The sequence below is a fragment of the Pedococcus sp. KACC 23699 genome, assembly GCF_045348425.1.
In the GTDB taxonomy this organism is placed as follows: Bacteria; Actinomycetota; Actinomycetes; order Actinomycetales; family Dermatophilaceae; genus Pedococcus.
In genome coordinates, this window is the sequence record NZ_CP157483.1 from 692,211 (window position 1) to 714,419 (window position 22,209).

The 22,209-nt window shown below is 71.9% G+C and carries 20 protein-coding genes; 9 read left to right on the forward strand and 11 right to left on the reverse strand.

The genetic code is table 11. The features are described 5' to 3' along the window. Window positions 1–34: 34 nt before the first annotated feature. The gene (locus ABEG17_RS03195) at window positions 35–409 is read right to left on the reverse strand and encodes a hypothetical protein (protein WP_406831836.1); all 375 of its coding nucleotides are present in this window, start codon (window positions 407–409) and stop codon (window positions 35–37) included. 129 nt (window positions 410–538) lie between these two features. On the opposite strand from ABEG17_RS03195, the gene cofD reads away from it, so the two are divergent. Further along, window positions 539–1,513 (forward strand): 2-phospho-L-lactate transferase, encoded by a 975-nt coding sequence (gene cofD / locus ABEG17_RS03200; protein ID WP_406831837.1) that lies wholly within the window; start codon window positions 539–541, stop codon window positions 1,511–1,513. After that, complete coding sequence (cofE, locus tag ABEG17_RS03205; protein ID WP_406831838.1) at window positions 1,510–2,565, forward strand: coenzyme F420-0:L-glutamate ligase; 1,056 nt, start codon at window positions 1,510–1,512, stop codon at window positions 2,563–2,565. The genes cofD and cofE overlap by 4 nt, the downstream gene beginning before the upstream one ends. A 29-nt stretch (window positions 2,566–2,594) precedes the next feature. Here cofE and ABEG17_RS03210 read toward each other — a convergent pair whose 3' ends face one another. Then, entirely contained in the window at window positions 2,595–3,530 is a 936-nt protein-coding gene (locus ABEG17_RS03210; protein ID WP_406831839.1) for a DNA-3-methyladenine glycosylase family protein, read from the reverse strand. Window positions 3,531–3,618: 88 nt separating this feature from the next. On the opposite strand from ABEG17_RS03210, the gene ABEG17_RS03215 reads away from it, so the two are divergent. Continuing rightward, window positions 3,619–4,320 carry a DUF3105 domain-containing protein gene (locus ABEG17_RS03215; RefSeq protein WP_406831840.1) on the forward strand — a complete coding sequence of 234 codons (702 nt, stop codon included), beginning with the start codon at window positions 3,619–3,621 and terminating at the stop codon, window positions 4,318–4,320. 88 nt (window positions 4,321–4,408) lie between these two features. Here the strand turns inward: ABEG17_RS03215 and ABEG17_RS03220 are convergent, their stop codons facing one another. The 5 genes from ABEG17_RS03220 to ABEG17_RS03240 form a co-directional block, all read right to left on the reverse strand. Further along, complete coding sequence (locus ABEG17_RS03220) at window positions 4,409–5,284, reverse strand: class I SAM-dependent methyltransferase (protein WP_406831841.1); 876 nt, start codon at window positions 5,282–5,284, stop codon at window positions 4,409–4,411. A 9-nt stretch (window positions 5,285–5,293) separates the two neighbouring features. Continuing rightward, complete coding sequence (locus ABEG17_RS03225) at window positions 5,294–6,280, reverse strand: YbhN family protein (protein WP_406831842.1); 987 nt, start codon at window positions 6,278–6,280, stop codon at window positions 5,294–5,296. Next, a complete protein-coding gene (locus ABEG17_RS03230) occupies window positions 6,280–8,295 on the reverse strand; it encodes a glycosyltransferase family 4 protein (RefSeq protein ID WP_406831843.1) in 2,016 nt (671 codons plus the stop codon). Before ABEG17_RS03230 ends, ABEG17_RS03225 begins: the two co-directional genes overlap by 1 nt. Before the next feature lie 67 nt (window positions 8,296–8,362). After that, window positions 8,363–9,484, reverse strand: a complete 1,122-nt coding sequence (locus ABEG17_RS03235) for a glycosyltransferase (RefSeq protein ID WP_406831844.1) — start codon at window positions 9,482–9,484, stop codon at window positions 8,363–8,365. A 141-nt stretch (window positions 9,485–9,625) separates the two neighbouring features. Beyond that, window positions 9,626–10,603 (reverse strand): type IV toxin-antitoxin system AbiEi family antitoxin domain-containing protein, encoded by a 978-nt coding sequence (locus ABEG17_RS03240; protein ID WP_406831845.1) that lies wholly within the window; start codon window positions 10,601–10,603, stop codon window positions 9,626–9,628. A gap of 190 nt (window positions 10,604–10,793) precedes the next feature. Between ABEG17_RS03240 and ABEG17_RS03245 the strand changes: the two genes are divergently transcribed. Continuing rightward, window positions 10,794–11,585 (forward strand): inositol monophosphatase family protein, encoded by a 792-nt coding sequence (locus tag ABEG17_RS03245; protein ID WP_406831846.1) that lies wholly within the window; start codon window positions 10,794–10,796, stop codon window positions 11,583–11,585. Window positions 11,586–11,651: 66 nt separating this feature from the next. Here the strand turns inward: ABEG17_RS03245 and ABEG17_RS03250 are convergent, their stop codons facing one another. Beyond that, window positions 11,652–13,769: a hypothetical protein gene (locus tag ABEG17_RS03250; RefSeq protein ID WP_406831847.1), complete on the reverse strand. Its 2,118-nt coding sequence runs from the start codon at window positions 13,767–13,769 to the stop codon at window positions 11,652–11,654. Between the two features lie 102 nt (window positions 13,770–13,871). Here ABEG17_RS03250 and ABEG17_RS03255 point away from each other — a divergent pair, with 102 nt between their 5' ends. Continuing rightward, window positions 13,872–14,594, forward strand: coding sequence for a TIGR03089 family protein (locus tag ABEG17_RS03255; RefSeq protein WP_406831848.1), 723 nt, complete (start codon window positions 13,872–13,874; stop codon window positions 14,592–14,594). Between the two features lie 42 nt (window positions 14,595–14,636). Here the strand turns inward: ABEG17_RS03255 and ABEG17_RS03260 are convergent, their stop codons facing one another. Next, the gene (locus tag ABEG17_RS03260; protein WP_406831849.1) at window positions 14,637–16,274 is read right to left on the reverse strand and encodes a peptidoglycan-binding protein; all 1,638 of its coding nucleotides are present in this window, start codon (window positions 16,272–16,274) and stop codon (window positions 14,637–14,639) included. Window positions 16,275–16,664: 390 nt separating this feature from the next. Here ABEG17_RS03260 and ABEG17_RS03265 point away from each other — a divergent pair, with 390 nt between their 5' ends. Continuing rightward, entirely contained in the window at window positions 16,665–17,453 is a 789-nt protein-coding gene (locus ABEG17_RS03265; protein ID WP_406831850.1) for a CoA transferase subunit A, read from the forward strand. 1 nt (window position 17,454) lies between these two features. Beyond that, entirely contained in the window at window positions 17,455–18,093 is a 639-nt protein-coding gene (locus ABEG17_RS03270; RefSeq protein WP_406831851.1) for a CoA transferase subunit B, read from the forward strand. Between the two features lie 78 nt (window positions 18,094–18,171). Here ABEG17_RS03270 and ABEG17_RS03275 read toward each other — a convergent pair whose 3' ends face one another. Beyond that, window positions 18,172–20,187 carry a SpoIID/LytB domain-containing protein gene (locus tag ABEG17_RS03275; RefSeq protein ID WP_406831852.1) on the reverse strand — a complete coding sequence of 672 codons (2,016 nt, stop codon included), beginning with the start codon at window positions 20,185–20,187 and terminating at the stop codon, window positions 18,172–18,174. Between the two features lie 448 nt (window positions 20,188–20,635). On the opposite strand from ABEG17_RS03275, the gene ABEG17_RS03280 reads away from it, so the two are divergent. Both ABEG17_RS03280 and ABEG17_RS03285 read left to right on the forward strand, forming a co-directional pair. After that, entirely contained in the window at window positions 20,636–21,304 is a 669-nt protein-coding gene (locus ABEG17_RS03280; RefSeq protein ID WP_406831853.1) for a glycosyltransferase family 2 protein, read from the forward strand. Continuing rightward, window positions 21,301–21,705, forward strand: coding sequence for a DUF2304 domain-containing protein (locus tag ABEG17_RS03285; RefSeq protein ID WP_406831854.1), 405 nt, complete (start codon window positions 21,301–21,303; stop codon window positions 21,703–21,705). Before ABEG17_RS03280 ends, ABEG17_RS03285 begins: the two co-directional genes overlap by 4 nt. 7 nt (window positions 21,706–21,712) lie before the next feature. On the opposite strand, the gene ABEG17_RS03290 is transcribed toward ABEG17_RS03285, so the two are convergent. After that, window positions 21,713–22,117, reverse strand: a complete 405-nt coding sequence (locus ABEG17_RS03290; protein ID WP_406831855.1) for an adenylyltransferase/cytidyltransferase family protein — start codon at window positions 22,115–22,117, stop codon at window positions 21,713–21,715. Between the last annotated feature and the right edge of the window lie 92 nt (window positions 22,118–22,209).

Consider the following 22,209-nt stretch of genomic DNA (forward strand, 5'->3'; position numbering starts at 1 on the left):
CTTCCTGTGAGAGCGGTGTGCCCGGGCTCAAGAGTCACGACCCGCCGCTGCTCGACTGGGGTGGTGCCTTGCTCGGCTGGACGGGCGCCACCGGCGCGAACGACCTGGTCCGGGTCGGCGTCGAGGTGCTCCGCGCGGTGCTCCGGGAGGCGGTGTGGTGCCGCTTGCGCTTGGTCGGGGCCGGCGTCGTCCGCTTCGCCTCGGGCGTCGGGACGGCCGCAGGGCGCGGCGTGGCCGCCTGCTGCCCGACCGCCCGGGCTCCATCGGCGCGGGATGCGGCAGCGGCGCTGGCCTGGTCGGAGGCGAGGTGCACGGCCACGACGCCCGACCCGAGCGCTGCGGCCACGAGGGACCCAGCGGTCGTGCGGCGGATCGTGCGCAGGAGGCGGTTCGGGTCTCGTGAGGTCATCCGGAGACGGTGGAGGAGGTTCCTGTCCGGATCCTGTGACCACCCTTGGAAAGCCGTCGAGCCACCCGTGAGGCCACCCCGGCCGGGCTGCCGCAGTCTGCTCCACCCACGACTGGAAGACTGCCGACCATGCGCATCACGGCACTCGCCGGTGGCGTCGGAGGGGCCCGCTTCCTCCGCGGCCTCCGCACCCACCTGGACCGGACCCCCGAGCTCGCGGACAGCGAGCTGACCATCATCGGCAACACCGGTGACGACATCAGCCTGTTCGGGCTGCGGGTCTGCCCCGACCTCGACACGCTGCTCTACACCCTCGGTGGGGGGATCCACGAGGGTCAGGGGTGGGGACGCGCGGACGAGAGCCACCGGGTCCAGGGTGAGCTGGCGGCATACGGCGCGGTGCCGCAGTGGTTCGCCCTCGGCGACCTCGACCTCGGCACGCACGTGGTGCGTTCGCAGTGGTTGGGCCAGGGACTGTCCCTGACCGAGGTCACCGCCCGGCTCGCACACCGGTGGGGACTGCCCGACCAGCGGATCCGGCTGCTGCCGATGACCGACTCCCCCGTCGAGACCCATGTCGTCATCGAGGACGAGGAGGGCCAGCGCGCGATCCACTTCCAGGAGTGGTGGGTGCGTCACCAGGCGTCCCTCCCTGCGCAGCGGTTCGTCGCCGTCGGCATGGACCGGGCGACCGCCGCCCCGGGCGTCCTCGACGCGATCCGCCAGGCCGACGTCGTGCTGCTCCCGCCGAGCAACCCGGTCGTCTCGATCGGCATCATCCTCGGGGTGCCCGGGGTGCGAGATGCGTTGCGCGGCAGCGCCGCTCCCGTGGTCGGGGTCTCACCGCTGATCGGCGGTATGCCGGTGCGCGGCCACGCCGACGCCTGCCTCGCCACCATCGGGGTGGAGTGCACGCCGTCGGCCGTCGCCGGTCTCTACGATGACTTCCTCGACGGGTGGCTCGTCGCGAGCGAGGACGAGTCGCAGGTGCGCCTGCGGCGCGCCGCCGTCCGCGGCCGGCCCCTGCTCATGACCGACCGGGACGCGGCTGCCGACATCGCCGGCGCCGCCCTCGACCTGGCCCTCGAGCTCAAGGAGGCGTGACGGTGCCGGGCCTGGTCGTGCTCCCGCTGACCGGGATCCCCGAGATCACGGTCGACGACGACCTGCCCGCGCTGCTGCTGGCTGCTGCCCGCGCCAACGACGCCGACCTCGTGGACGGCGACGTGCTGGTGGTGTCGAGCAAGGTCGTCTCCAAGGCTCTCGGCCTGTGGGCGGACGGGCGCGACCGCTCGCTGGCCGTCGCCGCCCAGACGGTGCGCACCGTCGCCGAACGACGCTCGGGTGACCGCCTCACCTCCGTGGTCGAGGCGGTGGCCGGACCGGTCATGGCCGCCGCGGGGGTCGACGCGTCCAACACCGGCGACCGGGACGACGTCCTCCTGCTGCCGACCGACCCCGACGCGGAGGCGACCCGGCTCCGGGAGACGCTGCTTGCGACGACGGGGATGACCCGGCTCGGCGTGGTCCTCAGCGACACGGCCGGCAGGCCCTGGCGCAGCGGCCAGACCGACTTCGCCCTCGGCGCGAGCGGCGTCGCTGTCCTCGACGACCTGCGCGGCGGGGTCGACGCCGACGGGCGCCCGCTGGCCGTGACGGCCCGGGCGGTCGCCGACGAGCTCGCGGCTGCCGCCGACCTGGTCAAGGGCAAGGCCGACGCCATCCCGGCGGCGGTCGTGCGCGGCACCCCCTGGGCCATCGCGGAGGCAGGGGCCGGCGCCCGCAGCCTCGTGCGGACCGGCCCGGGTGACTGGTTCGGCCTCGGCCAGGCCGAGGCGGTCCGGTCGGCGCTGGGCGTGCCACCAGGCACCGGTGCCGCGCGCGACGTCGGGATCGCCTCTGTCGCAACGGAACCCGTCGAGGACCGGGTCGCGCGCGCTGTGGCGGTCGCGCTCCGCGAGTGCGAGACCGCAGGCGTCGACGTGGGCACATCGCCAAAGGGTGACCCGGAGCTGCGCGTCACCGCCGCCACCCCGTACGAGCTCGGAGTCGTGGTGTCCCGCTTGCAGGTCGCCCTGTGGGGCGAGGGCCTGGACGTCGACGTCCCGCCCGAGGCTCCAGCCGACGCCGTCTCCCTGACCGTCACCGAGCGCTGAGCGCCACCGAGCACCGAGCGCCGCTCGCGTCAGCGGCGCCCGGTCGGCAGGTGGGTGCGGGGCGACATCCGCGGCCCGCGCCGCGGCCGGAAGTGTCCGTCGAGCTCGAGCAGGCGCTGCACGCGGTAGCGGTGGCCGCGGTAGGGCTCCAGCAGCTCGGCCAGCACGTCGTCGTCCTTGGCCTCACCGAGCAGGGCCCAGGTGATGTTCTTGGCCACGTGGTAGTCGCCGAAGCTCACCGCGTCGGCGTCACCCAGCGCGCGCTGGGCCACCTCCGAGGAGGTCCACACCCCGATCCCCGGTATGGCGCGCAGCCGGGCCCGCGCGTCCGTGGTCGACATGGCGGCGCACTCCTCCAGCCGCCCGGCCGACTTCGCGGCACGGACGGCCGTGGCCGAGCGGGCGCCGTCGACCGAGGCCCTCAGCCACTCCCACGACGGCACCGCGGCCCAGGTCGCGGCGTCGGGAGCCACCCACAGCCTGCGGGCCTCCCCCGGCCCCGGGGCACGCGACCCGAACCGGTGCACCAGCACGCGGTACCCACCGAACGCCTCCTGGCCGGTGACCTTCTGCTCGATCACGGCCGGGACGAGCGCGTGCAGGACCAGGCCGGACCGCGGGACGTGCCACGCGGCATACCGGCGGTGGGCCCTGGCCACCTGCGGGTGGTGGGCCACGAACCCGCTCTCGTCGTCGCCCTCGCCGAGCAGCGAGGGCACCTGCGCGAGCGCCCACTCGGCCCCCGGACCCCAGGCGGAGGCGGCCACCTCACCGTCGTCGGAACGCTGCACGAGCCGCAGCGTCACCGGACCCTGGGGCGTGGGCAGGCCCAGCCACCAACCCTGCCCGCGATCGGGCTGGAACGTCGGGTCGCCCCCACCGCGGCGCAGGATCGAGATGACGAGCCCCACCGAGACCGGTCGGCCGGGACGCCACACGCGCGTCTGCTCGACCGTCGGGGACATGGGGCAAGTGTCGCGCGTTGGGGTGACAACGACCGCAGGCGGTCCACGTAGACTCTGCGCGACCCGCCCCCGAGCCACCGAGGAACCCGTGAGCAACAAGCGTGCGAGCCAGGACCGCAAGGCCCGACTGGCCGAGATCCAGAACCAGCAGAAGGCCAAGGAGCGCAAGGTCAAGGCAGGCATCGCCGCCGGCTGTGCTGTGCTCCTGGTGGGACTGGGCGCGGTCGTCCTCTACGCCGTCAACGACGCGAAGGGCAAGCAGCTCCCCAACCTCGGGGTGACCGTCGCCGCCGCGAGCTGTGACGCCCCCACGACCGACGCCGGCGGCGGCACGGGCGAGCACGTCGGTCCGGGCACCAACAAGCCGAACGAGACCACGGTCAAGTACACGACGGTCCCCCCGAGCCACGGCCCGCACTTCGCCGTGCCGGACGTCAGCGGTCGCGACTTCTACACCGCTGCGGACCGCCCGGTGCTCGAGACCCTCGTGCACAACCTCGAGCACGGCTACACGATCCTCTGGTACGACGGCAGCAAGGTGAAGGACACGGCGCTGCTCAAGGACGTCGCCGATCAGGGCAACAAGCTCCCGCAGTCCTCCGGCAAGTTCAAGGTCGTCGAGTGGGACGCGAGCCGGGGCGCGTTCCCCGCCGGCAAGCCCTATGCGCTGGTCCACTGGGCTAAGGACGCCGGTCACCGCCAGATGTGCGGCAACCTCTCAGGGCAGGCCGTGGTCGACTTCGTCAAGAAGTACCCCGAGAGCGACACCCAGGAGCCCGGCGCCGCCTGAGGCTCCCTCCCACGCACCGACGCAACGACAGGTATGCCGCCCGCCCACCGCGGGCGGCATACCTGTGTGTCGTTCTGGGTCCGGCCGCTCAGCGGCGGCGGAAGGTCAGCAGGATGAAGGTGTAGTCGAGGCCGACGCGGTCCCAGTGGACCGGGCGCTCCTCGTGGGACAGGGCATCGGACGTCGACAGGTCGCCGACCAGCTCCAGGCCCACCCGCTCGGCGGTGGCGACGAGCTGGCGGATGTCCTCGGGCGCGAAGATCTTCACCTCGCTGCCGTAGGCGGTCCGACCGGTGGTGTCCGGGGGCTCCTGGTCGTAGTCGGTCGAGACGCAGAGCACGCCACCCGGGCGCAGGACGCGGGCGCTCTCGCTCAGGAACCCCTCGATCGGCACCCCGTGCTCGATGACCGACATGCAGGTGATCGCGTCGAGGGAACCGTCCGGCAGGCCGGTGGCGGTGACGTCGCCGTGCCGGAAGACGACACCGTCGCGCCGGACCTCGTCACCGAACTCGAGGTTGATACCCAGCAGGGAGCCCGGCTGGTCGCCGAGGCCGTAGAGCCGCAGCCAGGGCAGGACGGGCGAGTAGCGGGCGCTGCCGGCGTCCATCACCCGGGCCGACCGGGTGCCGTCGTCGGCCAGGGTCAGGACCGCACCGACAGCCCCGAGGGCGTCCCAGTTCTTCGGCTGGTCGCGGTGCAGCGGCAGGCGCAGGCGGTGGCCCTCCGCCACGGCGCGTTCCCAGTCGGCGCGGGTGCGCAGGATGGCCGTGGGCTCGACCGTCCTCGGGACGGGACGGTTGGCGGCATACCCCCGGCGGGTCTCGGCGCGGCGCTGGAGGGCCACGCGCGCCCACAGCACACGCTCGGCCCCACGCTTGGCGACGGCGAGCAGGAGTCCCCCGGGTGGTGCGGCCACCTGGCCCGAGGTCCCTGGTGTCGTGGCCTCGTCTGGAGTGGTCATTGCGGCAATCTATCGCCCGGTCGGACGGTCGACCACGACCTGGTCCTGGTCACGTTCGTCGTGGGAGGTGAGCAGGTGGTGGGAGCGGGCGTAGAGCCATCCGCCGAGGGCGAAGAGCACGTCGCTCATGACGGTGAGGAAGCGCGACAGCACGACGACGGCCGTGGCCGCGGAGGTCGAGGTGACCGGTGCGAGCATGAGCACGAGGAGTCCCTCACGCACGCCGACACCGGCGGGCAGGACCACGCTGAACATCGCCAACGACGACGCCAGGGCGAACCCCGCGATGGTGGCCAGGGCCAAGGTCGACCCGTCGTAGGCGGTGCCGGTCGCGGTGGCCCGGGCGAGCACCCACGCGTGCAGACCGGAGCAGATCCACGCCGCGATGAACAGCGTGCTGGCGCCGAGCACGGCCCGACCCGACAGCTGGCGCTCGAGCGGCTCGCGGCGCAGGACCCGCAGGACGGTGGCGATGAGCCAGTTGAGCAGGCGCGGCCAGAGCACCAGGCACAGCAGCGGCACCATGAACAGCGCGACCCAGCCGGTGGTCGACGCGTTGCCACCGGTGATGAGCAACGGCACCGCGGGCATGCCGACGATGAGGCCGCAGATGGCGGCGACCGCCACCGTCGTGAACGCCACGACCGCCGAGCGACGGCGCGGGATCTGCAGCCGCGCCCCCATCTCGGCCTGGGCGACGATGCTCCAGACGGCACCGGGCAGGTACTTGCCGAGCTGGCCCACGAAGAACACCCCGCCCGCGGGGGCGACGTGCAGCGGCGTGCCGAGGTCGGCGAGCAGCACCCGCCACCCGAGCATCGTGAAGATGGGTGGCAGGCAGACGAGCACGGCCGCGAGCGCGAAGGTGCGGCCGTCGATCTTGTCGATGTCCTTGGACACCTCGGCCCAGTTGCGGGCGACCGCGACCGACACCGCGGTGACCACGAGCAGGGCCAGCACGATGCGCATCGCGGTGAAGAGCCGGGCGCGGGTCATCAGCGTCTCCTCAGGGTGAGTCGAAGGAGCCCGTATGCCGTGTCGCTGCGGGTGGAGGTGCCGGACGCCTCGCGCATGCGTCCGGTGATGTCGCCGTCGAGGTCTCCCACGAGGACGAAGCCGAGGTCGTGCGACCGGGCGAGGACGCCGCGCACGTCACCAGGACCGAGCGCACCCTCGGCACTGGACGGTCCGATGGGCAACGTGACGCAGAGCAGCCCACCGGACTTCAACGCCCAGCTGGCCTGGCTCATCGCCTCGTCGATGTCGTCAGCGTCGCAGCCGCCGGGGTGCAGGCGGGCGATGACGTCGAGCGAGGCCGTGTCGACGTCGAGCACCTCGACGCTCGAACGGTGCCCGGTGAGCTCCAGCTCGACCGGTGCGAACCCGATGGCGCGCGCCCACCGCGACAGTGGTGACCGGGTGCCGGACTCGTCGACGATGACCGCACTGCGGCGGCCGTCGTCCCTGACCCGGACGATGGCAGCCAGGGCACCGAGGGCCGCCCAGGCGGCGATGCCGTCACCGCAGCGCGGGAGCCCCAAGCCCTTGGCGAACGCCTTGACGTCGTCGGCGTCGTGGCCGTCGGCGAGGATGTCGGACGCCCTGATCCACTCGGGCAGGTCGGCCCGGCTCAGCTCCACCTCGGGTCGCGAGGCGGCGACCAGGCCACGGACGGACGAACTGATGCGGTGGCGCAGGTGGCCGACCACGGCAGCCGGTCCGCTGCCGACCGGTGGGGTCGGGGCCGTGCCCACGTCGGGGACCACCGGCTCGATGTCGTCGTCGGGCTCGACCGCCGGCTCGACCGCGGCGAGGGCCTCGAGGGTGCCGAGGTAGTTGGCCCAAGGCCCGGACAGGTCCGGCGGACGGACCCGTGAGCGGAGCTCGTCGGCGTAGCCGGGCTCGGCCAGCCGCTCGAGGGCCTTGACGAGGGCGCCCTCGTCACCGGCCGGCACCACCAGCCCGTCGACGCCGTCGCGGACCTGCGACCCGAACGTGCCGACGTCGGACGCGAGGACGGCAAGGCCGTGCTGACGGCCGAGCAGGGCGTTCTGCGAGGCGGTGGCGCTGCGGTAGGTGAGCGCGAGGACGTCGTGCGAGGCGAGCAACGAGGCGAGCCGGTCGGCGGGGACGTAGCCGCCGTGCACCTCGACGCGCTCACGCAGCCGCGGGTCGCGGGCGAGCTCCTTGACGCGTTCGCCGCTGCTGCCCCACATCTCGCCGGCGACCGTGAGGGTGGGGCCGGGCACCTTGGCCAGGGCCTCCATGAGCAGGTCGACCCCCTTGTAGTCGCGGACCATCCCGAGTGCGAGCAGCCGCGGCGGGCCGTCGTGGGCGGGGCGGTCGACGGGGGCTCCCCCGGGCAGGTGCGGCGGCAGGTCCGTGACCGAGACCCGCGGGGCGTGCAGCTCGTAGGCCAGGCGGGCCTGCTCGTCGCTGTGCACGAGGACGGCGTCGACGCGCTCGAACAGCTGCTGCATCAGCTCACGGTCGCCGACGTGCGTCTCGTGGGGCAGCACGTTGTGGGCGATGACGATCGTGCGCGGGCCCGGGTGGGTGGCGGCGGGGGCGCCCCGGCCACGACGTCCCGCGCCGACGACGCGAGGCCCGGCGCCCGCGACGCGAGGCCCGGCGCCCGCGACGCGACGTCCAGCGCCGGCCGCGCGCAGCAGGGTGAGGTGGGCCGGGACGACCGCGGGGATGACGTGGACGACGACGACGACGTCGAACCCCCGCAGCCGTCGGCCGGTCCGCACCCACGTGTCAGGACGGGCCCAGCTCAGCGCGCGGACCGTGCGCGGGAACGGCTCCACGTCGGGGGCGCCACCGGGGACGGCCTGCTCACCGGGGTAGAGCTTGGACGGGTACAGGTGCGACCACGACACCAGCGTGACGTCGTGGCCGGCCTCGGCGAGCTCGTGCGCGAGGCTCGTCGTGTGGGCGGCCACCCCGCCCTTGTAGGGGTGGGTGGGGCCGACGACCGCGATCTTGAGTGCTGCGAGCGGGGTCACCGGAGGCGGGCCTCCGCGCCCGGGGGCCGGCTCGGGTGAGCCGGCCACGCGGCATACCGCAGCGCGCTCACACGCCCGTGCGCGAGCGCACGACGAGGTCGGACAGCAGCGCCAGCGAGCCGATCATGATGCCGCTGACGATGAGCAGCACCGTGCTGGCCGGGAAGTAGAACGGGTGGCGGACCATGTCGACGACGCCCTTGACCAGGCCGATGACGACCAGCCACAGCGCCGGGGGCATGAGGACCTTGAGCGGGTCGAAGTACATGACCATGCGCAGCACCTGAAGGATGTAGCGGTAGGCGTCGTGCACGAAGTGGAACTTGCTGACGCCGGCGCGCTTGGCGTAGCTCGTCGGGACGTACTTGATGTCGTGCTGGTTGCTCAGGAACGCCAGCGTGATCGTCGTGACGCAGCTGAAGCCGGGGGGCAGCAGGCGCAGGTAGGGAAGGGACACCTCGCGCCTGAACGCGCGCAGACCCGAGTTGAGGTCCGGGATCGTCTGGTTGGAGAGCTTCTCCGCGATCTTGCGGATGAGCCACTTCGCCGGGACGCGCGCCCACTTGTGGGTGCCCTCCTCGGTGGTGCGGGCGCCGACGACCTGGTCGTAGGTCGGGTCGTCGCGCAGGATGCGGACCAGCTCGGGGATGCGCTCGTTCTCGTAGGTCATGTCGGCGTCGGTCCACACGACGATCTCGCCGTAGGCCTGCTGGGTGCCGATCCGCCGGGCCGTGCCGCTGCCACCGTTGCGGCGGAACGGCATCACCCGGATGTTCGCGTAGTCGCGGGCCGCCTGGTTGAGCACGTCGAGCGTGTTGTCGGTGCTGGCGTCGTCGATGCAGAGCAGCTCATAGGTGAACTCGCTGGAGTTCATGGCGGCCGTGATGCGGTCGATCTCCTGCAGGACGTGCGCGGCCTCGTTGAAGCACGGCAGCACGATCGTGACGTACGGCTTGTCGGCGTCGTGCGCCGACTGCGGCGTGCCCGCGGTGCTCGGCAGGTAGGCCGCGTCCGCCGGGTGCACGACGGGCTGGGGGTCCACCGGGACCTGCACGGTCGGCGCCGGCACCGCCTGGAACTGTTCGGTCGGCGTCGCCGACGGGGCCTGGGTCGGCTGGGCGGTCGGGATCATCTCGGTCTCCGGAGTCGTCGCGGGGACTGCCGGACCGGTGCTGGTGTGCTCGCTCATCTCGCCGCCGAGCCTACCCGTCGGTCGCCTCCCCCACCCCCAGGCACGCGAGTCCCCGGTCCGAGCCCCGCGCCAACCCCTCGTGCCCAGGTGCTGCCGCGGTCTTTGAGGGGTTCGGAGTCTCCTGGTACGCCGTATCCCTCAAAGAGTCGCGTGTCGGAGGAGGCAGCCGGCTCTCCGACACCCCCGAGGGCGACCCCGCCAGCCACGACCGACGAGGATCGCAGAGATCTCGGCTGCCGTGCGGCAGGGCTCTAGAGCGACGTCGGCGAAGAAGACCCTGGTCGTCAGCCTGTCCGCGGTCAGCAGCTGCCGATCGCGGCGCCCGTCCCTGACTCGGTCGGACCACTGTTCGTGACCCAGCCTCCCGTCCACCTCGACGATGAGCCGGTATGGCGTGTACTCGTGGTCGTGCCGACGGCGGGCCCCCACGTCGGAGGGCGACTGGCCCACCGACCGCGGCAGCCCGTGCGCCCGCTCGACGTCGCGGAGATAGAGGAGTTCGGCGCCGCTCTCAGCACCGTCCTCGACGCCACGAAGTCCCTCCCGAAGGACACGCGAATGGCGATGCCCCCCTCGCGCGACGATCTCCGAGAGCAGCTCACGCGGGGTGACCAGTTCCCTCTGCACCGCTCTGGCCACGATCGACAAGGCATCCAGCGCCGTGCCACCCGTCGCGATGTCGAGCACCGTCGCTCGCACTGTCGTCCGCCACGGCCAGACCCGGTCGTCGACGAGGTCGTCCCAGCGCATCGACCGGCGGACCTGCATCCCCGGCTGCGCCACCACCGAGCGACGCTGCGGCACCACGAGGTGCACCCGGTGCGGCGCGTGCGCCACCAACCCCCAGAGATAGGCCGCGCTCGGCCCTCTCAGCGCGGCATCGGCAACTCTCCCACCGGAGAGCGCGAAGAGCAGACCCGCGGTGGCGTTCTCCGACCACCCCGTTCGTCCCGGTCGGGTCTGGAACACGCCGTCGTGCACCCGCAGCCACCGGCCGGAGGTGACGCGCCAACGCAGCGCCTGGGGCGTCATACCGGCATCGAGGCACTGGCGCCGGGTGAGCAGGTCGCTCTGAGCCTCGGCATGCCTGCGCAACGTCCCCCAGTCGATCGCCACCCGACGACCGTGCCGCGGGGGTCGGCCCTCTGCCGGTTGTCCACAGACGAACCCTCCCGAGCTCGGGTCTTTGAGGGATCCGACGCGTCATGGCACGTCGGATCACTCAAAGACCCGAGGTGGGCGGGCTGGGACGTGGCGTGGCGGCACCGGGTGGCCGGGCGGCGAGCCCGTGTGGAACGGTGGGGGCGTGGACACGGGACAGGTGCTGGACCTCATGAAGTCGGTCGCCGCGGAGGTCATCACGCCGCGGTTCAGGTCGCTCGCCGAGGGCGAGGTCATGGAGAAGAACCCGGGCGACCTCGTCACGATCGCCGACCAGGAGTCCGAGGCCATCCTCACGCGGGAGCTGACGGCAGCGTTCCCGGGCGCGTTCGTCCTGGGCGAGGAGCGCACCTCGACCGACCCGACCACCCTGGACCGCTACGTCCAGGCCGAGCACGCCTTCACCGTCGACCCGGTCGACGGCACCAAGAACTTCGTCCACGGCTCCCCCGACCACGCGGTCATGGTCAGCGAGGTCCGCCACGGCGAGACGGTTCGCGCGTGGATCTGGCAGCCCGAGCACGAGGTCGCCTGGGTCGCCGAGAAGGGCGCAGGCACCTGGCGCAACGGCGAGCGCGTGACGCGCGAGCCCGTCGCCGACGGCGTCCCCCCGCGTGGCGTCACCTCGATCTGGCCCCTGCGCGGCCACTCGCTGGGTTCGCTGCCTGCCTTGGTCGGTTCGTGGGTCTGCTGCGGAGTCGACTACCCCCGCCTCATGGAGGGTGCCGCGGACTACATCCTCTACGCGCGCAACAGCCCCTGGGACCACGCACCCGGCGCACTGATGGTCACCGAGGCGGGCGGTGTCGTCGGCCATCCCGACGGAACGCCATACGCACCAACGGTGCTCACGCCCGGCATCATCGTGGCGGCGGACAAGGGCACGTATGCCGCGGTGCGCCGCCTCGCCCCCGACGCCTTCGCCCGCCGCTCCTGAAGCCACACTCGGTCCGACAGCACGCGTAGGACCGATGGAACGGAAATGGCGGACCCGTGGTGGCGTCTAGGGTTTCGGCGTACCCAGCCAGACCTGCACCGGCAGCTCGACGAGCGCATCGGGCCGGTGCTCCAGGAGGCGCGCGTCCTCGTGGACACGGACGTCGGACCCGACGACCGCGGCGCCCAGGCCCAGGTCGGTGAGCGCCTTGGTCGAGTCAGCGGCCAGCAGCACCAGTCGGCCGCCCCGTGAATCGACGGCGGACGCGATCTGGTCGACGGCCTTCTTGAAGCGCGGGGGGTCCTGGCGCAGTGCGGTGGTCGTCGAGAGCGCCGCCACCCCGCAGTAGCCCCGGACCACCTGGGGCCACTCGTTGACCGCGCGCGAGTCGGCCATGAGGACGACGTCCCCGGCGCGCAGCTGGCTGCACACGGAGTCGACCGCGGCGAGCTCACCCTTCTCCACGCGCTCGTCGAGGTGCGGTCGGGTGGCCGAGGCTGTGGGTACCAGGAGCGCCGCGGCGACCCCCACGCTCACGGCGACGTTGACGGCATACGGGAGTCGGCGGGTGGACCACCGGGAGGCCACGGCGGCGCACGCCGTCACGAGAAGGACCACGGTGGGCAGGGCGATGATCAGGCGCCGGTCCGCCCACGGGTGGTCGGGGGTGATGCCGGGGCGGTAGAGCGTGAGCAGCGTCGAGCCGACGGCAACCACGGCCGGGCCGACCCACGACTGCAGGTCGCGGCCCTCGACCCACGCGGTCGCCGCCCGATGGGCGAGGACGGCGACCGCCACGAGGGCGAGTACGAGGGCGATCGGCCCGACCCACCACGACATCCAGACCAGGGACTGCTCGGCGTAGGTGCGGCCCCCGTCGATCGGCAGGCCCTGGCGCTGCTGCAGGCCGGCGACGACCCTGGACCCCGAGTCGGTGGCCGACTGGCGGGCCACCTGCCACAGCGGGCGTGAGGCCAGGAACAGCCCGATCGCCACGAAGGCACCGGCGAGCACGCGGGGCAGCCAGGCCTGGGCGAGCGTCCCCAGCGACCACCCGCGCCGCGCCCCGGCCACGACCACGCCCGAGGCCAGCAGGACCGCCACGCCGAGCGCGGCCAGGGGCAGCAGCGAGCCGGCGATGCTGCCGAGGTACTCGCTCGAGGTGAGCCACGTCAGCCCGAACGCGACAACGGCCGAGACGGCGGTGGCGACGCCGAGGACCTTCGCGTGGGCGCGTCCCTGGACGAGGGCCAGGGCGACCACGGGGATGACGAGGATCGCCTCGCGCAACGCGTCCACGCGGATCACGATGGCTCCGCCGAGGAGCAGTCCCCCGACGAGTGCGGCTGCTCGGGCGCCGGCCTTCTCTTCCGCGGTCGCGTGACGAGCCGCCAGCACCAGGGCGACGAGGCCTGCGGCGAGGACCGGCAGCGCCACAGGTTCGGAGTACGTGGAGCGGGCGAGGTGCACGAGCGGGAAGATCAGGGCCGTGCCCAGCGCGGCCAGCGGGCCCCAGCGCGGCCCGATGAGCAGCGAGCCGAGGAGGCCGACCGACAGCACCGCCAGGCCCCAGAGCACCGCCGGCGCCCAGAACGTCGCCGTCGCACCGCCCACCCACCAGGCCACGGAGTACCAGGCAGCCGTGCCGGGAGGGAACTGCGGCTGGATGGTCGGCTGCTGCGGTGTACCGGTGGCGTAGAACGCCGGACTGGCGAGCGTGACGCCGTCGATGCGGAGCACCTCGGGGCCGCCCACGGAGTCAGCCGAAACCTCGATGGGACGGCTGTGCCCGGACGCCAGCTCGATCGCGGACTGGAGGTAGGAGCCGGAGTCGCGGCGCGGCAGGACCTGCTCGGAGTGGGTACTGCCGGCCCAGACGGTCGAGCCCACGGCCAGCAGCACGAGGACAACGGCTGACCAGACCGGCAGAGGGCGCACCGGCACCCGCGCGGCGAGCTGCCAAGAGAAGGCGAGCAGCACCAGCAGCACCGGGCCCGCCACCCATGGTTGCCACCACCCGAGGAGGGAGAGCACCGCTGCGGCGACGGCACCCAGGACCAGCCAGAGGGCCGCACCGACCACGGTGCGGGTGACGACCCAGCCGCTCCACGCCTCACCGCGCAGCAGCGGGAGGTCGCCGGTGTCAGGGGTGTACGGGTAGCTGCGGTGCTCGCGGCTGCTCACACTGCACCACGCTAGCGGCAGCGGCCGGGGCGCCGATGACGCCCCGCCCGGACAGCGGGGACCCGCGCGTCCCCGCGGCGCGGACGCCCATACGGTGGATCCATGCCCACGCCCTCGACGGTCCTCGCCTCGCTGCTCCGATCCGACCCCGCCCGACCGCGCATCACCTTCTACGAGGACACGCCGGGGCCCACGCAGGGCGAGCGGATCGAGCTCAGCGGCAAGGTCCTGGCCAACTGGGTCAACAAGGCCGCGAACGCCCTGCAGGAGGAGTTCGACGTCGCTCCGGGCTCCCTCGTCCGGCTCGACCTCCCGCCCCATTGGCGCTCGGTCTACTGGGCGCTGGCGACGTGGTCTGTCGGCGCCACCGTCCTCGTGGGGCAGGCGGTGGACGGCGTCGAGCCGGACCTGCTCGTCACGACCGACCCCTCCGCCGCCGGCGCGGCCCAGTGCCCGTCGGTGCTCGTCACGCTGGCAGCGCTCGCGCGACAGTCCCCCGACGCGGCCGCTGCCGGCGCGGCCATGGACGAGGCACGTGAGCTCTCCACGTACGGCGACCAGTTCGCCGCCTGGGACGAACCCGAGGACGGCCAGCCGGCGCTGCGCGCGGGAGGCATCGACACGGCATACGCGCGGGTCGTGCAGGACTGTGGCTGGGAGCCCGGCGTGCGCCTCCACCTCGACGGCACCGACCTCGCTGCCGTCCTCAAGGGCGTGCTGACCGCGTGGTCGGTGGACGGCTCCGTGGTGCTGACCCGCGGACCGTTGACCGAGGACGCCCGCGCCCACCGCCTCGTCACCGAGGGCATCACGCTGCAGGCCTAGGACCCGAGCGGAACGGACCCGGGGACGGAGCCGGGCGCGGCGTCAGCGCTTGCGGAGCTCGGCCTCGACCGCCTGCCACGTCACCGTCGCGACCACTCCGGTCCGGGCGAGCCTGACCCGGCCCTGGAGTGCCTTGACCTCCGACTCGGTACTCGGTCCGAACTCGCCGTCCGCACCGATGTGCAACGCCTTCTGCAGTGCGACCACCGCCGTGCCCTTCGACCCCTTCCGCAGGACCGTGGAGTAGTGGCCGCGCAGCGGGTAGTCGCGGCGTTCCAGCGCGGTCCAGACCTTGGCGTCGGTGACACCGGTGGCCGGGAGGTGGTGGGCCTTCTGGAAAGCCGACACCGCGGTCGCAGTGCGCGCGCCGTACGCACCGTCGACCGCGAGCCCACCGAGGGCGCGCTGGAGCGTCTTCACGGCCCCGCTGCGGGAGCCGGTGTGCAGGACGGTGGACATGAGCACCGTGTATGGCGTGGCCGTGCGGGCAGCGGTGGAGCGCGAGGGTGTCGCCGTGGCCGAGGAGCCACCCATCAGCGCCTTCCACGTCGGGGGCCCGACGATCCCGCTGGGGATCAGGTTGCGACGGGTCTGGAAGGTCCTGACCGCAGCCTCGGTCTTCGGGCCGAACTGACCGTCTGCCGTGACGGCGAGCGCCTTCTGCAGGGCGACGACGGCCGCCCCGGTGGCGCCCTTGGCGATCGTCGTCGCCGCATACCTCGCGAGGTCGCTCGCGGGTGCCGGGGCCGGCGAGGTCGGAGCCGGGGTCGGCGGGGTCGGAGCCGGGGTCGGGGTCGGCGCGGCGGGTGCCGGAGCGGGCGGCTGGACCGACCCCCTGGCGGGAACGAGCTTGAGGGACACCATCTTCGCCCACGTCGGCGCATCGACGACCCCCGTCACCGCGACCCCGTGGGAGCCCTGCCACGCGCGCACCGCAGCCTCGGTCTTCGGGCCGAACTGGCCGTCGGGCGTCGCTCCCACGACCTTCTGTACGAGGACCACGTCCGGTCCCGTCGACCCGGCGGCCAGGACCGGGTAGGACGCGGGCGTCGAGCTCGGGGGCGTGGGCGTGGGGGCCGAACCCGGACCCGGGTCGATGGTCGTGATGGCCTTGCCGGTCCACCACGAGGTGTGGCCGTAGGCCCCGTCCCAGCTGAAGGAGAAGTGGATGTGGTCGGTGTGCGGGGCGGAGCCGGTGTAGGGCGCCCACCCGCGGCCGGGGTCGTAGGCGCGCCACATCTTCTTGTTCCAGATGATGTACATGATCCCGAAGCGCCGAGCCATCGCCCCGGGACGGCCCAGGGAGTCGGGCGCCGACAACCACGCGGTCACCGCGTCAGCGACAGCCTTCTCGTTCGGCTTGTCGACGCTGAGCATCCAGTCCCACGCGCGGCCCTCGGAGTGCTCGGTCACCCCGCTGTTGCAGTTGCGGATGATGCCGTAGGAGCTCGTGCCGAGGCCGTAGTGGCCCGAGAACAGCTTCGCGAACGCCAGCACACCCTGCTTGGCGACCGGGTCGCACAGGCGCTGCGCCTGGTACGGCGACGCCAGGTCGAGAGCCGACGGAAGCGACTTGCTCGGGGGCCTCGGAAGGGTCGCCGCCTGGGCGCCGGCCCCCACGAAGGGCACGGTGAGGACGGGGATGCTCAGCACTCCGAGGGCACGGGCAACACGCGACACGGGCAACGCTCCAGGGGGACGGGCCCCGGGTCACGGGGCGCGGGACGATCAGGACACTCCTTGCCGGGAGTCACTCCCGGACCAGGCGAGTCATTTGTCCCACCCGTTGACAGGCGCCTCAACCGCTTCAGTCGAACTACAACCATGGAGTTCGCTTCAGCCTCCCCCGTCCAGCCGATGGCGCCACCGACGAGTGCCACCAAGGGAGGGGGCACGGGGATGGTCGTGGTCCGGTCCGGTCGGGGCACGTGGGGGTCCCCCCCTCGCGTCGTGCCCTCGCCTTCGCTCTCGGCACGATCAGTCGGCATGTGGGCGGGCCACGCGGGGTGGGTGGAACGGTGGGGAGGGACCACGCACGAGGTGAGCGGGGCGCCGACTAGAGTCGCCGCCATGGACAAAGTCGTCTCCTCCGCAGCCGAGGCCATCGACGGAATCGTCGACGGCTCCTCCCTGTCGGTGGGTGGTTTCGGACTCTGCGGGGTCCCGAGCGTGCTCATCGACGCGATCCACCACACGGGGGTGAGCGACCTCGAGGCCATCTCCAACAACTGTGGCGTGGACGAGTGGGGTCTCGGAATCCTGTTGAAGGACAAGCGGATCCGTCGCATGGTCTCCTCCTATGTCGGGGAGAACAAGGAGTTCGCGCGCCAGTACCTCTCCGGTGAGCTCGAGGTGGAGCTGACGCCACAGGGCACGCTCGCCGAGCGGCTGCGCGCCGGCGGCTCGGGCATCCCCGCGTTCTACACCGTGACCGGTGCCGGCACCCAGGTCGCCGAGGGGGGCCTGCCCTGGCTGTATGCCGCCGACGGCACCGTAGCGAAGGCCTCACCGCCGAAGGAGAGCAAGATCTTCGAGGTCGACGGCGAGGACAAGGAGTTCATCCTCGAGCGGGCGATCGTCGCCGACTTCGGCCTGGTCCGCGCCTGGAAGGGGGACCGCCACGGCAACCTCGTGTTCCGCAAGAGCTCGCGCAACTTCAACCCGCTCGCCGCCATGGCCGGGCGCGTGACCATCGCCGAGGTCGAGAAGCTCGTCGAGCCCGGCGAGCTCGAGCCCGACCAGGTTCACCTGCCGGGGATCTACGTCCACCGCGTCCTGGCGCTGACGGCCGAGCAGGCCGCCGACAAGAAGATCGAGCGCCGGACCACCCGCCCCCGCACCGAGACCAAGGAGGCCTGACATGGCGCTGACCCGTGAGCAGATGGCGGCCCGAGCCGCCCGCGAGCTGTCCGACGGCTCCTACGTCAACCTGGGCATCGGCCTGCCGACCCTGGTCCCCAACTACGTCCCCGACGACGTGGAGATCGTCCTGCAGTCCGAGAACGGCATCCTGGGCGTCGGCGCCTACCCGTTCGAGGGCGAGGAGGACGCGGACCTCATCAACGCCGGCAAGGAGACCGTGACGCTGCGCCGTGGCGCGTCGTTCTTCGACTCGGCCACCAGCTTCGGCATGATCCGCGGCGGCAAGGTCGACGCGGCCATCCTCGGCGCGATGCAGGTCTCGGCCAAGGGCGACATCGCCAACTGGATGATCCCCGGCAAGATGGTCAAGGGCATGGGCGGGGCGATGGACCTGGTCCACGGCGCCAAGAGGGTCATCGTCCTGATGGAGCACAACGCCAAGGACGGCGCCTACAAGATCGTCGACGAGTGCTCCCTGCCCTACACCGGCCGCGGTGTCGTGCAGCGGATCATCACCGACCTGTGCGTCTTCGACGTCACCGACGACGGCCTCGTCCTGCGCGAGCTCGCCGACGGCGTGACCGAGGACGAGGTGCGTGAGAAGACCGAACCGAAGTTCACCACCGACCTGGCCTGAGGCCGACGCACCCCGCCGAGAGGCCCGCACCACGATGGTGCGGGCCTCTCGGCCTGTCGAGCTGCGGTGAGTGAGAGCTCACTGCAGGACAGTGGAGAAGGCCTGCCACCCCGCGCCGACGAGCGAGCGGGGACGCCACCCTCCTACCCCGTTACCGGGGTACAGGTAGAGCTTGCCGTCGGTGGTTCGAGCCAGGACGTCGACGTTGCCGTCTCCGTTGAAGTCACCCCCGGCAGTCAGGGACGAGAAGATCTGCCACCCGGACCCCACCTGGCGCGCCGGCTTCCATCCGCCTGAACCGTTGCCCGGGTACAGCAGCAACGTGCCGTCCGCCTTCCGTGCGAGGACGTCGACGTTGCCGTCGCCGTCGAAGTCGCCGGACCCGACGATGGCCGAGAATATCTGCCAGCCACTGCCGATCACGCGCTGGCCCTTGAACCCGCCCTTTCCGTCGCCGCTGTACAACCACAGGGCACCGTTGCCAGCCTGGCGGGCGATGAGGTCGGTGAGGCCGTCGCCGTCGAAGTCGCCCACCGGGACGACGAGGTTGTGATTCGTCCAGCCGCCACCGATACGGCTCGGGGCCGCGAACTTGCCGTTGCCGAGGCCTCGGCGCAAGAACAGGCCCCCGGCCTGGTCCTGCACGAGCACGTCGCTGATCGTGTCGGCGTCCCACGTCCCTGCGGTGAGCACCTTGGCGTACGAGTTCCAGCCGCTGGTGTCGGCGATCGTGGTCGGCCCCCACCCGCCGGCGCCGTTGCCGGTGTAGGTCCGCAGGGCTCCCGTACCTGCCACGACGGCCAGGACATCCATCCGCGAGTCCTGGGTGAAGTCACGCGGGAAGGAGGACGCGGACTCCTGCCGCGGGGTGAACCAGTCGGTCATCCAACGGCCGAACAGGCCCCGCAACTCGCCCCCCGACCGCGTGACCGACCCGCCGGTGCCGGTGATCGTGGCCGACAGGACCCGGCCACCCTCGGCGCCGAGGCCGTTGCGCTGGTCGATGGTGAGCGAGCGGAACGAGCCTATGGACGGGTAGTACGCCTCGATCTGGGACGTGGTCACCGTGCCGGTCCACGTGTTGTAGGGGTTGTCCCAGACGGCGTCCCACGGGTCGCGCTGCGCCACGAGGTAGGGCTTGTCACTGGCCGAGGTCCAGCCTCCGTCGGAGGAGCTGAACTGGGTGAAGGCCGCCTTGCCCTGGTAGAGGACCGCTTGGCCGGCCGTTGCCGACACCGCCGAGTTGGTAGCGGTGAGCTCGTTGGAGCTCCCCGACTGCGATGTGGGCTTGAAGACCTGGCTGCGCGTGTCGTCGTAGACGTCGTAGAAGGAGGGGGAGGCGGGTGCGTTGGTGCGGTGCCACTCGGCGAACGACCGTGCCGCGGCGGCCTGCGCCTTGAGGGTCTCCGCGGGCCAGGACCCGAAGACCTCGCTGGGCACGACGGTCCGCAGGTAGCTGTCCATGGGCAGCGCCACGACGGGTACGAGGGCCTCTGCGCCCGGGGAGCCGATGAGCGTTCCGCGTACCTGGCCGCGGTACTGCACCGCCGTGGCGCCCCGGAACGTGTCGACGATGCCGGACGTGGTGTTGAGGAAGGCCGCGGTCAGCGGGACGGTCCCCTTCGCGTAGACGTTCCAGGTGGTCGAACCTGCTTGGTACTGCAGGACGAACGAAGTCTTCACGCCCGACTTCCTGGTGTCCGGCACGAGGCGCCAGCGCGTGATGGTCGCACCGCTGCTCGCCTTCGCGGGCAGCGCGGCCGAGTTCTTGAGGTCCCACGTGATGCTCAGCCCGCTTGCCGGCAGCGCCTGGACCGAGGACCCGAGCGAGGCGACGCCGACCCGGATCGTCGGGTTGCCGATGGACCCGACGGTCGTCCCCGGGTAGTAGAACCCCACGATCTGCTGCCAGGTCTTTCCGGCACGGGCTGCGCCAAGGGCTCCGTACTGGGACATGCCGTGTCCGTGCCCGTTGCCGTGGCCGGTGATGGTGAGCACCCCGTCGGCCGGGCGCGGATAGGTCTCGGCAGCCCCGGCACTGGTCGCGAACGTCACCACGACCATCGAGGCCGCAAGGGCTACGCCAACGATCATCCTGAGGTGCCGGCTCGTGGCCCGATCCGGAGTCCCGCGTCCCCGCCGACGGCCGCCGGAGTCGGCCGAAGCTGTTGCGGTGTCGGGAGTCGAGCCAAGTTCGCGCACGGTCATCCTTTTGCTGCCTTCGTTCAATGTTCGTCACCATCCCGGTCTACCGACATGACTCGGAGTCAGGGTGCCGTAGCCGGCACTCCTTTTCGGGGTCTTGCTCGTGTTTCTGGCGGAACGGCTGAGGAGGAGTAGTCGTGGGCCTGCAATGAGCTGACAGGGCCAGGGCACCACAAACCGGACAGACGGCCCAGAGTCACACATCCACCCCAGGGGTCAGCGGCGTAGCGAATGCACCGTGGCCGTTTCGTTATCGTGCGCTCCCACGGAGGGTTTCCGAGCGCCACCATCCGTGTTGCGCCGTCGGGGTCTGCCCGGACCACTAGGCTGACCGACGATGAACGACGACGTCTGGCTGGTCATCCCGCTCTACAACGAGGCCCGGGTCATCGCCGAGGTGGTAGCCACGGCGCGAGCGGTCTTCCCGCGCGTCGTCTGTGTCGATGACGGCTCCTCCGACGCAAGTGCCGCCGAGGCCGAGGCCGCGGGCGCCGTGGTGGTGCGCCATCCCGTCAACCTCGGTCAGGGCGCGGCCCTGCAGACCGGCTTCAGCTACGCCCTCGGCGACCCCGGCATGCGGTGGGTCGTCACGTTCGATGCCGACGGCCAGCACCAGGTCGCGGATGTCGTCGCGATGCTGGACAAGGCCAGGGCAGAGTCGCTGGACGTGGTCTTCGGGTCGCGCTTCCTCGACGACCGGACCCAGGCGGGCTTCCTCAAGAAGCTCATCCTGCGCGCGGCAGTGGGCTACACCAACCTCACCACGAAGACGCGGCTCACCGACGCCCACAACGGCCTGCGGCTGCTGTCCCGCTCCGTGGTGGAACGCCTCGACATCACCCAGAACCGCATGGCGCACGCCTCCGAGCTCGTCGCCCAGATCGGCGAGATGGACGTGCGCTACGGCGAGAGCCCGGTGCACATCCTCTACACCGACTACTCCAAGGCCAAGGGCCAGTCCATCTGGAACGCCGTCAACATCCTCGTGGAGCTGATCCTGCGATGACCAAGCTCGTGCTCATCCAGGTCGTGCTCATCGTCGTCGTCGTGGCGGTCGTCGCCCGGTTGTTCCGGTCCAACGGCGCCCGGGCGCAGGCGATCAGGCGGCTGGGGCTGCTGCTCTTCGCGTCATTCGCGGTGGTCTCGATCCTCGTGCCCAAGGTGTGGAACCGCATCGCGCACCTCGTCGGGGTCGGCCGAGGCACCGACATGGTGCTCTACGCCCTCGTGGTGGCCTTCCTCAGCTTCACGGTGACGACCTACCTGCGGTTCCGCGACCTCGAGACGCGCTACACCAGGCTGGCCCGCCGCCTCGCGCTCGACGAGGCCGAGCGCGACTTCCCGCAGGAGCAGACCCGGTCGACCCAGGCTCCCGACTCCCCCACCAGCGGCACGCCGACCGCCTGACGCCCGGTCAGGGCGCGATCTTCGCGATGTGCTCGATGAGCCCGGTCGTCGACACCGACGGTGTACGGGGCAGGTAGACGACCTCGCAGACGTCGCTGACCCAGTCGAACTTGCCGGCCCAGTCGTCGCCCATGACAAGGACGGACGCGCCGTGCTCGACGATGTAGTCGCGCTTCTTCTCCAGCGACTCCTCGACGAAGACCTCGTCGACGACCTTGAGGCTGCTGATGATCTCGACCCGCTCGTCCTGGTCGAAGACCGGGTTGCGACCCTTCTTGGCCATGTTGAGCGCGTCCGCCGAGACCCCGACGACCAGGCGGTCACCGAACTCCGCCGCCCGCTTGAGCACCCGGATGTGGCCGACGTGCAGGACGTCGAAGGTGCCAAAGGTGATGACGGTGCGATTGCTCAACAAGGACTCCTCGTATGCCGTCCGGCCGGGTGACCGGCGCGGGCCGCCGTGCGCGGTGGACGCCGCACGGTGGTCGTGCTGCGTTCCGCGAA

What these genes read in the sequence shown, in the direction of transcription:
- ABEG17_RS03195 (WP_406831836.1), bottom strand. Translation starts at nt 409, where the DNA reads ATGACCTCACGAGACCCGAACCGCCTCCTGCGCACGATCCGCCGCACG.
- cofD (WP_406831837.1), top strand. Translation starts at nt 539, where the DNA reads ATGCGCATCACGGCACTCGCCGGTGGCGTCGGAGGGGCCCGCTTCCTC.
- ABEG17_RS03210 (WP_406831839.1), bottom strand. Translation starts at nt 3,530, where the DNA reads ATGTCCCCGACGGTCGAGCAGACGCGCGTGTGGCGTCCCGGCCGACCG.
- ABEG17_RS03220 (WP_406831841.1), bottom strand. Translation starts at nt 5,284, where the DNA reads ATGACCACTCCAGACGAGGCCACGACACCAGGGACCTCGGGCCAGGTG.
- ABEG17_RS03225 (WP_406831842.1), bottom strand. Translation starts at nt 6,280, where the DNA reads ATGACCCGCGCCCGGCTCTTCACCGCGATGCGCATCGTGCTGGCCCTG.
- ABEG17_RS03235 (WP_406831844.1), bottom strand. Translation starts at nt 9,484, where the DNA reads ATGAGCGAGCACACCAGCACCGGTCCGGCAGTCCCCGCGACGACTCCG.
- ABEG17_RS03255 (WP_406831848.1), top strand. Translation starts at nt 13,872, where the DNA reads ATGCCCACGCCCTCGACGGTCCTCGCCTCGCTGCTCCGATCCGACCCC.
- ABEG17_RS03265 (WP_406831850.1), top strand. Translation starts at nt 16,665, where the DNA reads ATGGACAAAGTCGTCTCCTCCGCAGCCGAGGCCATCGACGGAATCGTC.
- ABEG17_RS03270 (WP_406831851.1), top strand. Translation starts at nt 17,455, where the DNA reads ATGGCGCTGACCCGTGAGCAGATGGCGGCCCGAGCCGCCCGCGAGCTG.
- ABEG17_RS03275 (WP_406831852.1), bottom strand. Translation starts at nt 20,187, where the DNA reads ATGATCGTTGGCGTAGCCCTTGCGGCCTCGATGGTCGTGGTGACGTTC.
- ABEG17_RS03280 (WP_406831853.1), top strand. Translation starts at nt 20,636, where the DNA reads ATGAACGACGACGTCTGGCTGGTCATCCCGCTCTACAACGAGGCCCGG.
- ABEG17_RS03285 (WP_406831854.1), top strand. Translation starts at nt 21,301, where the DNA reads ATGACCAAGCTCGTGCTCATCCAGGTCGTGCTCATCGTCGTCGTCGTG.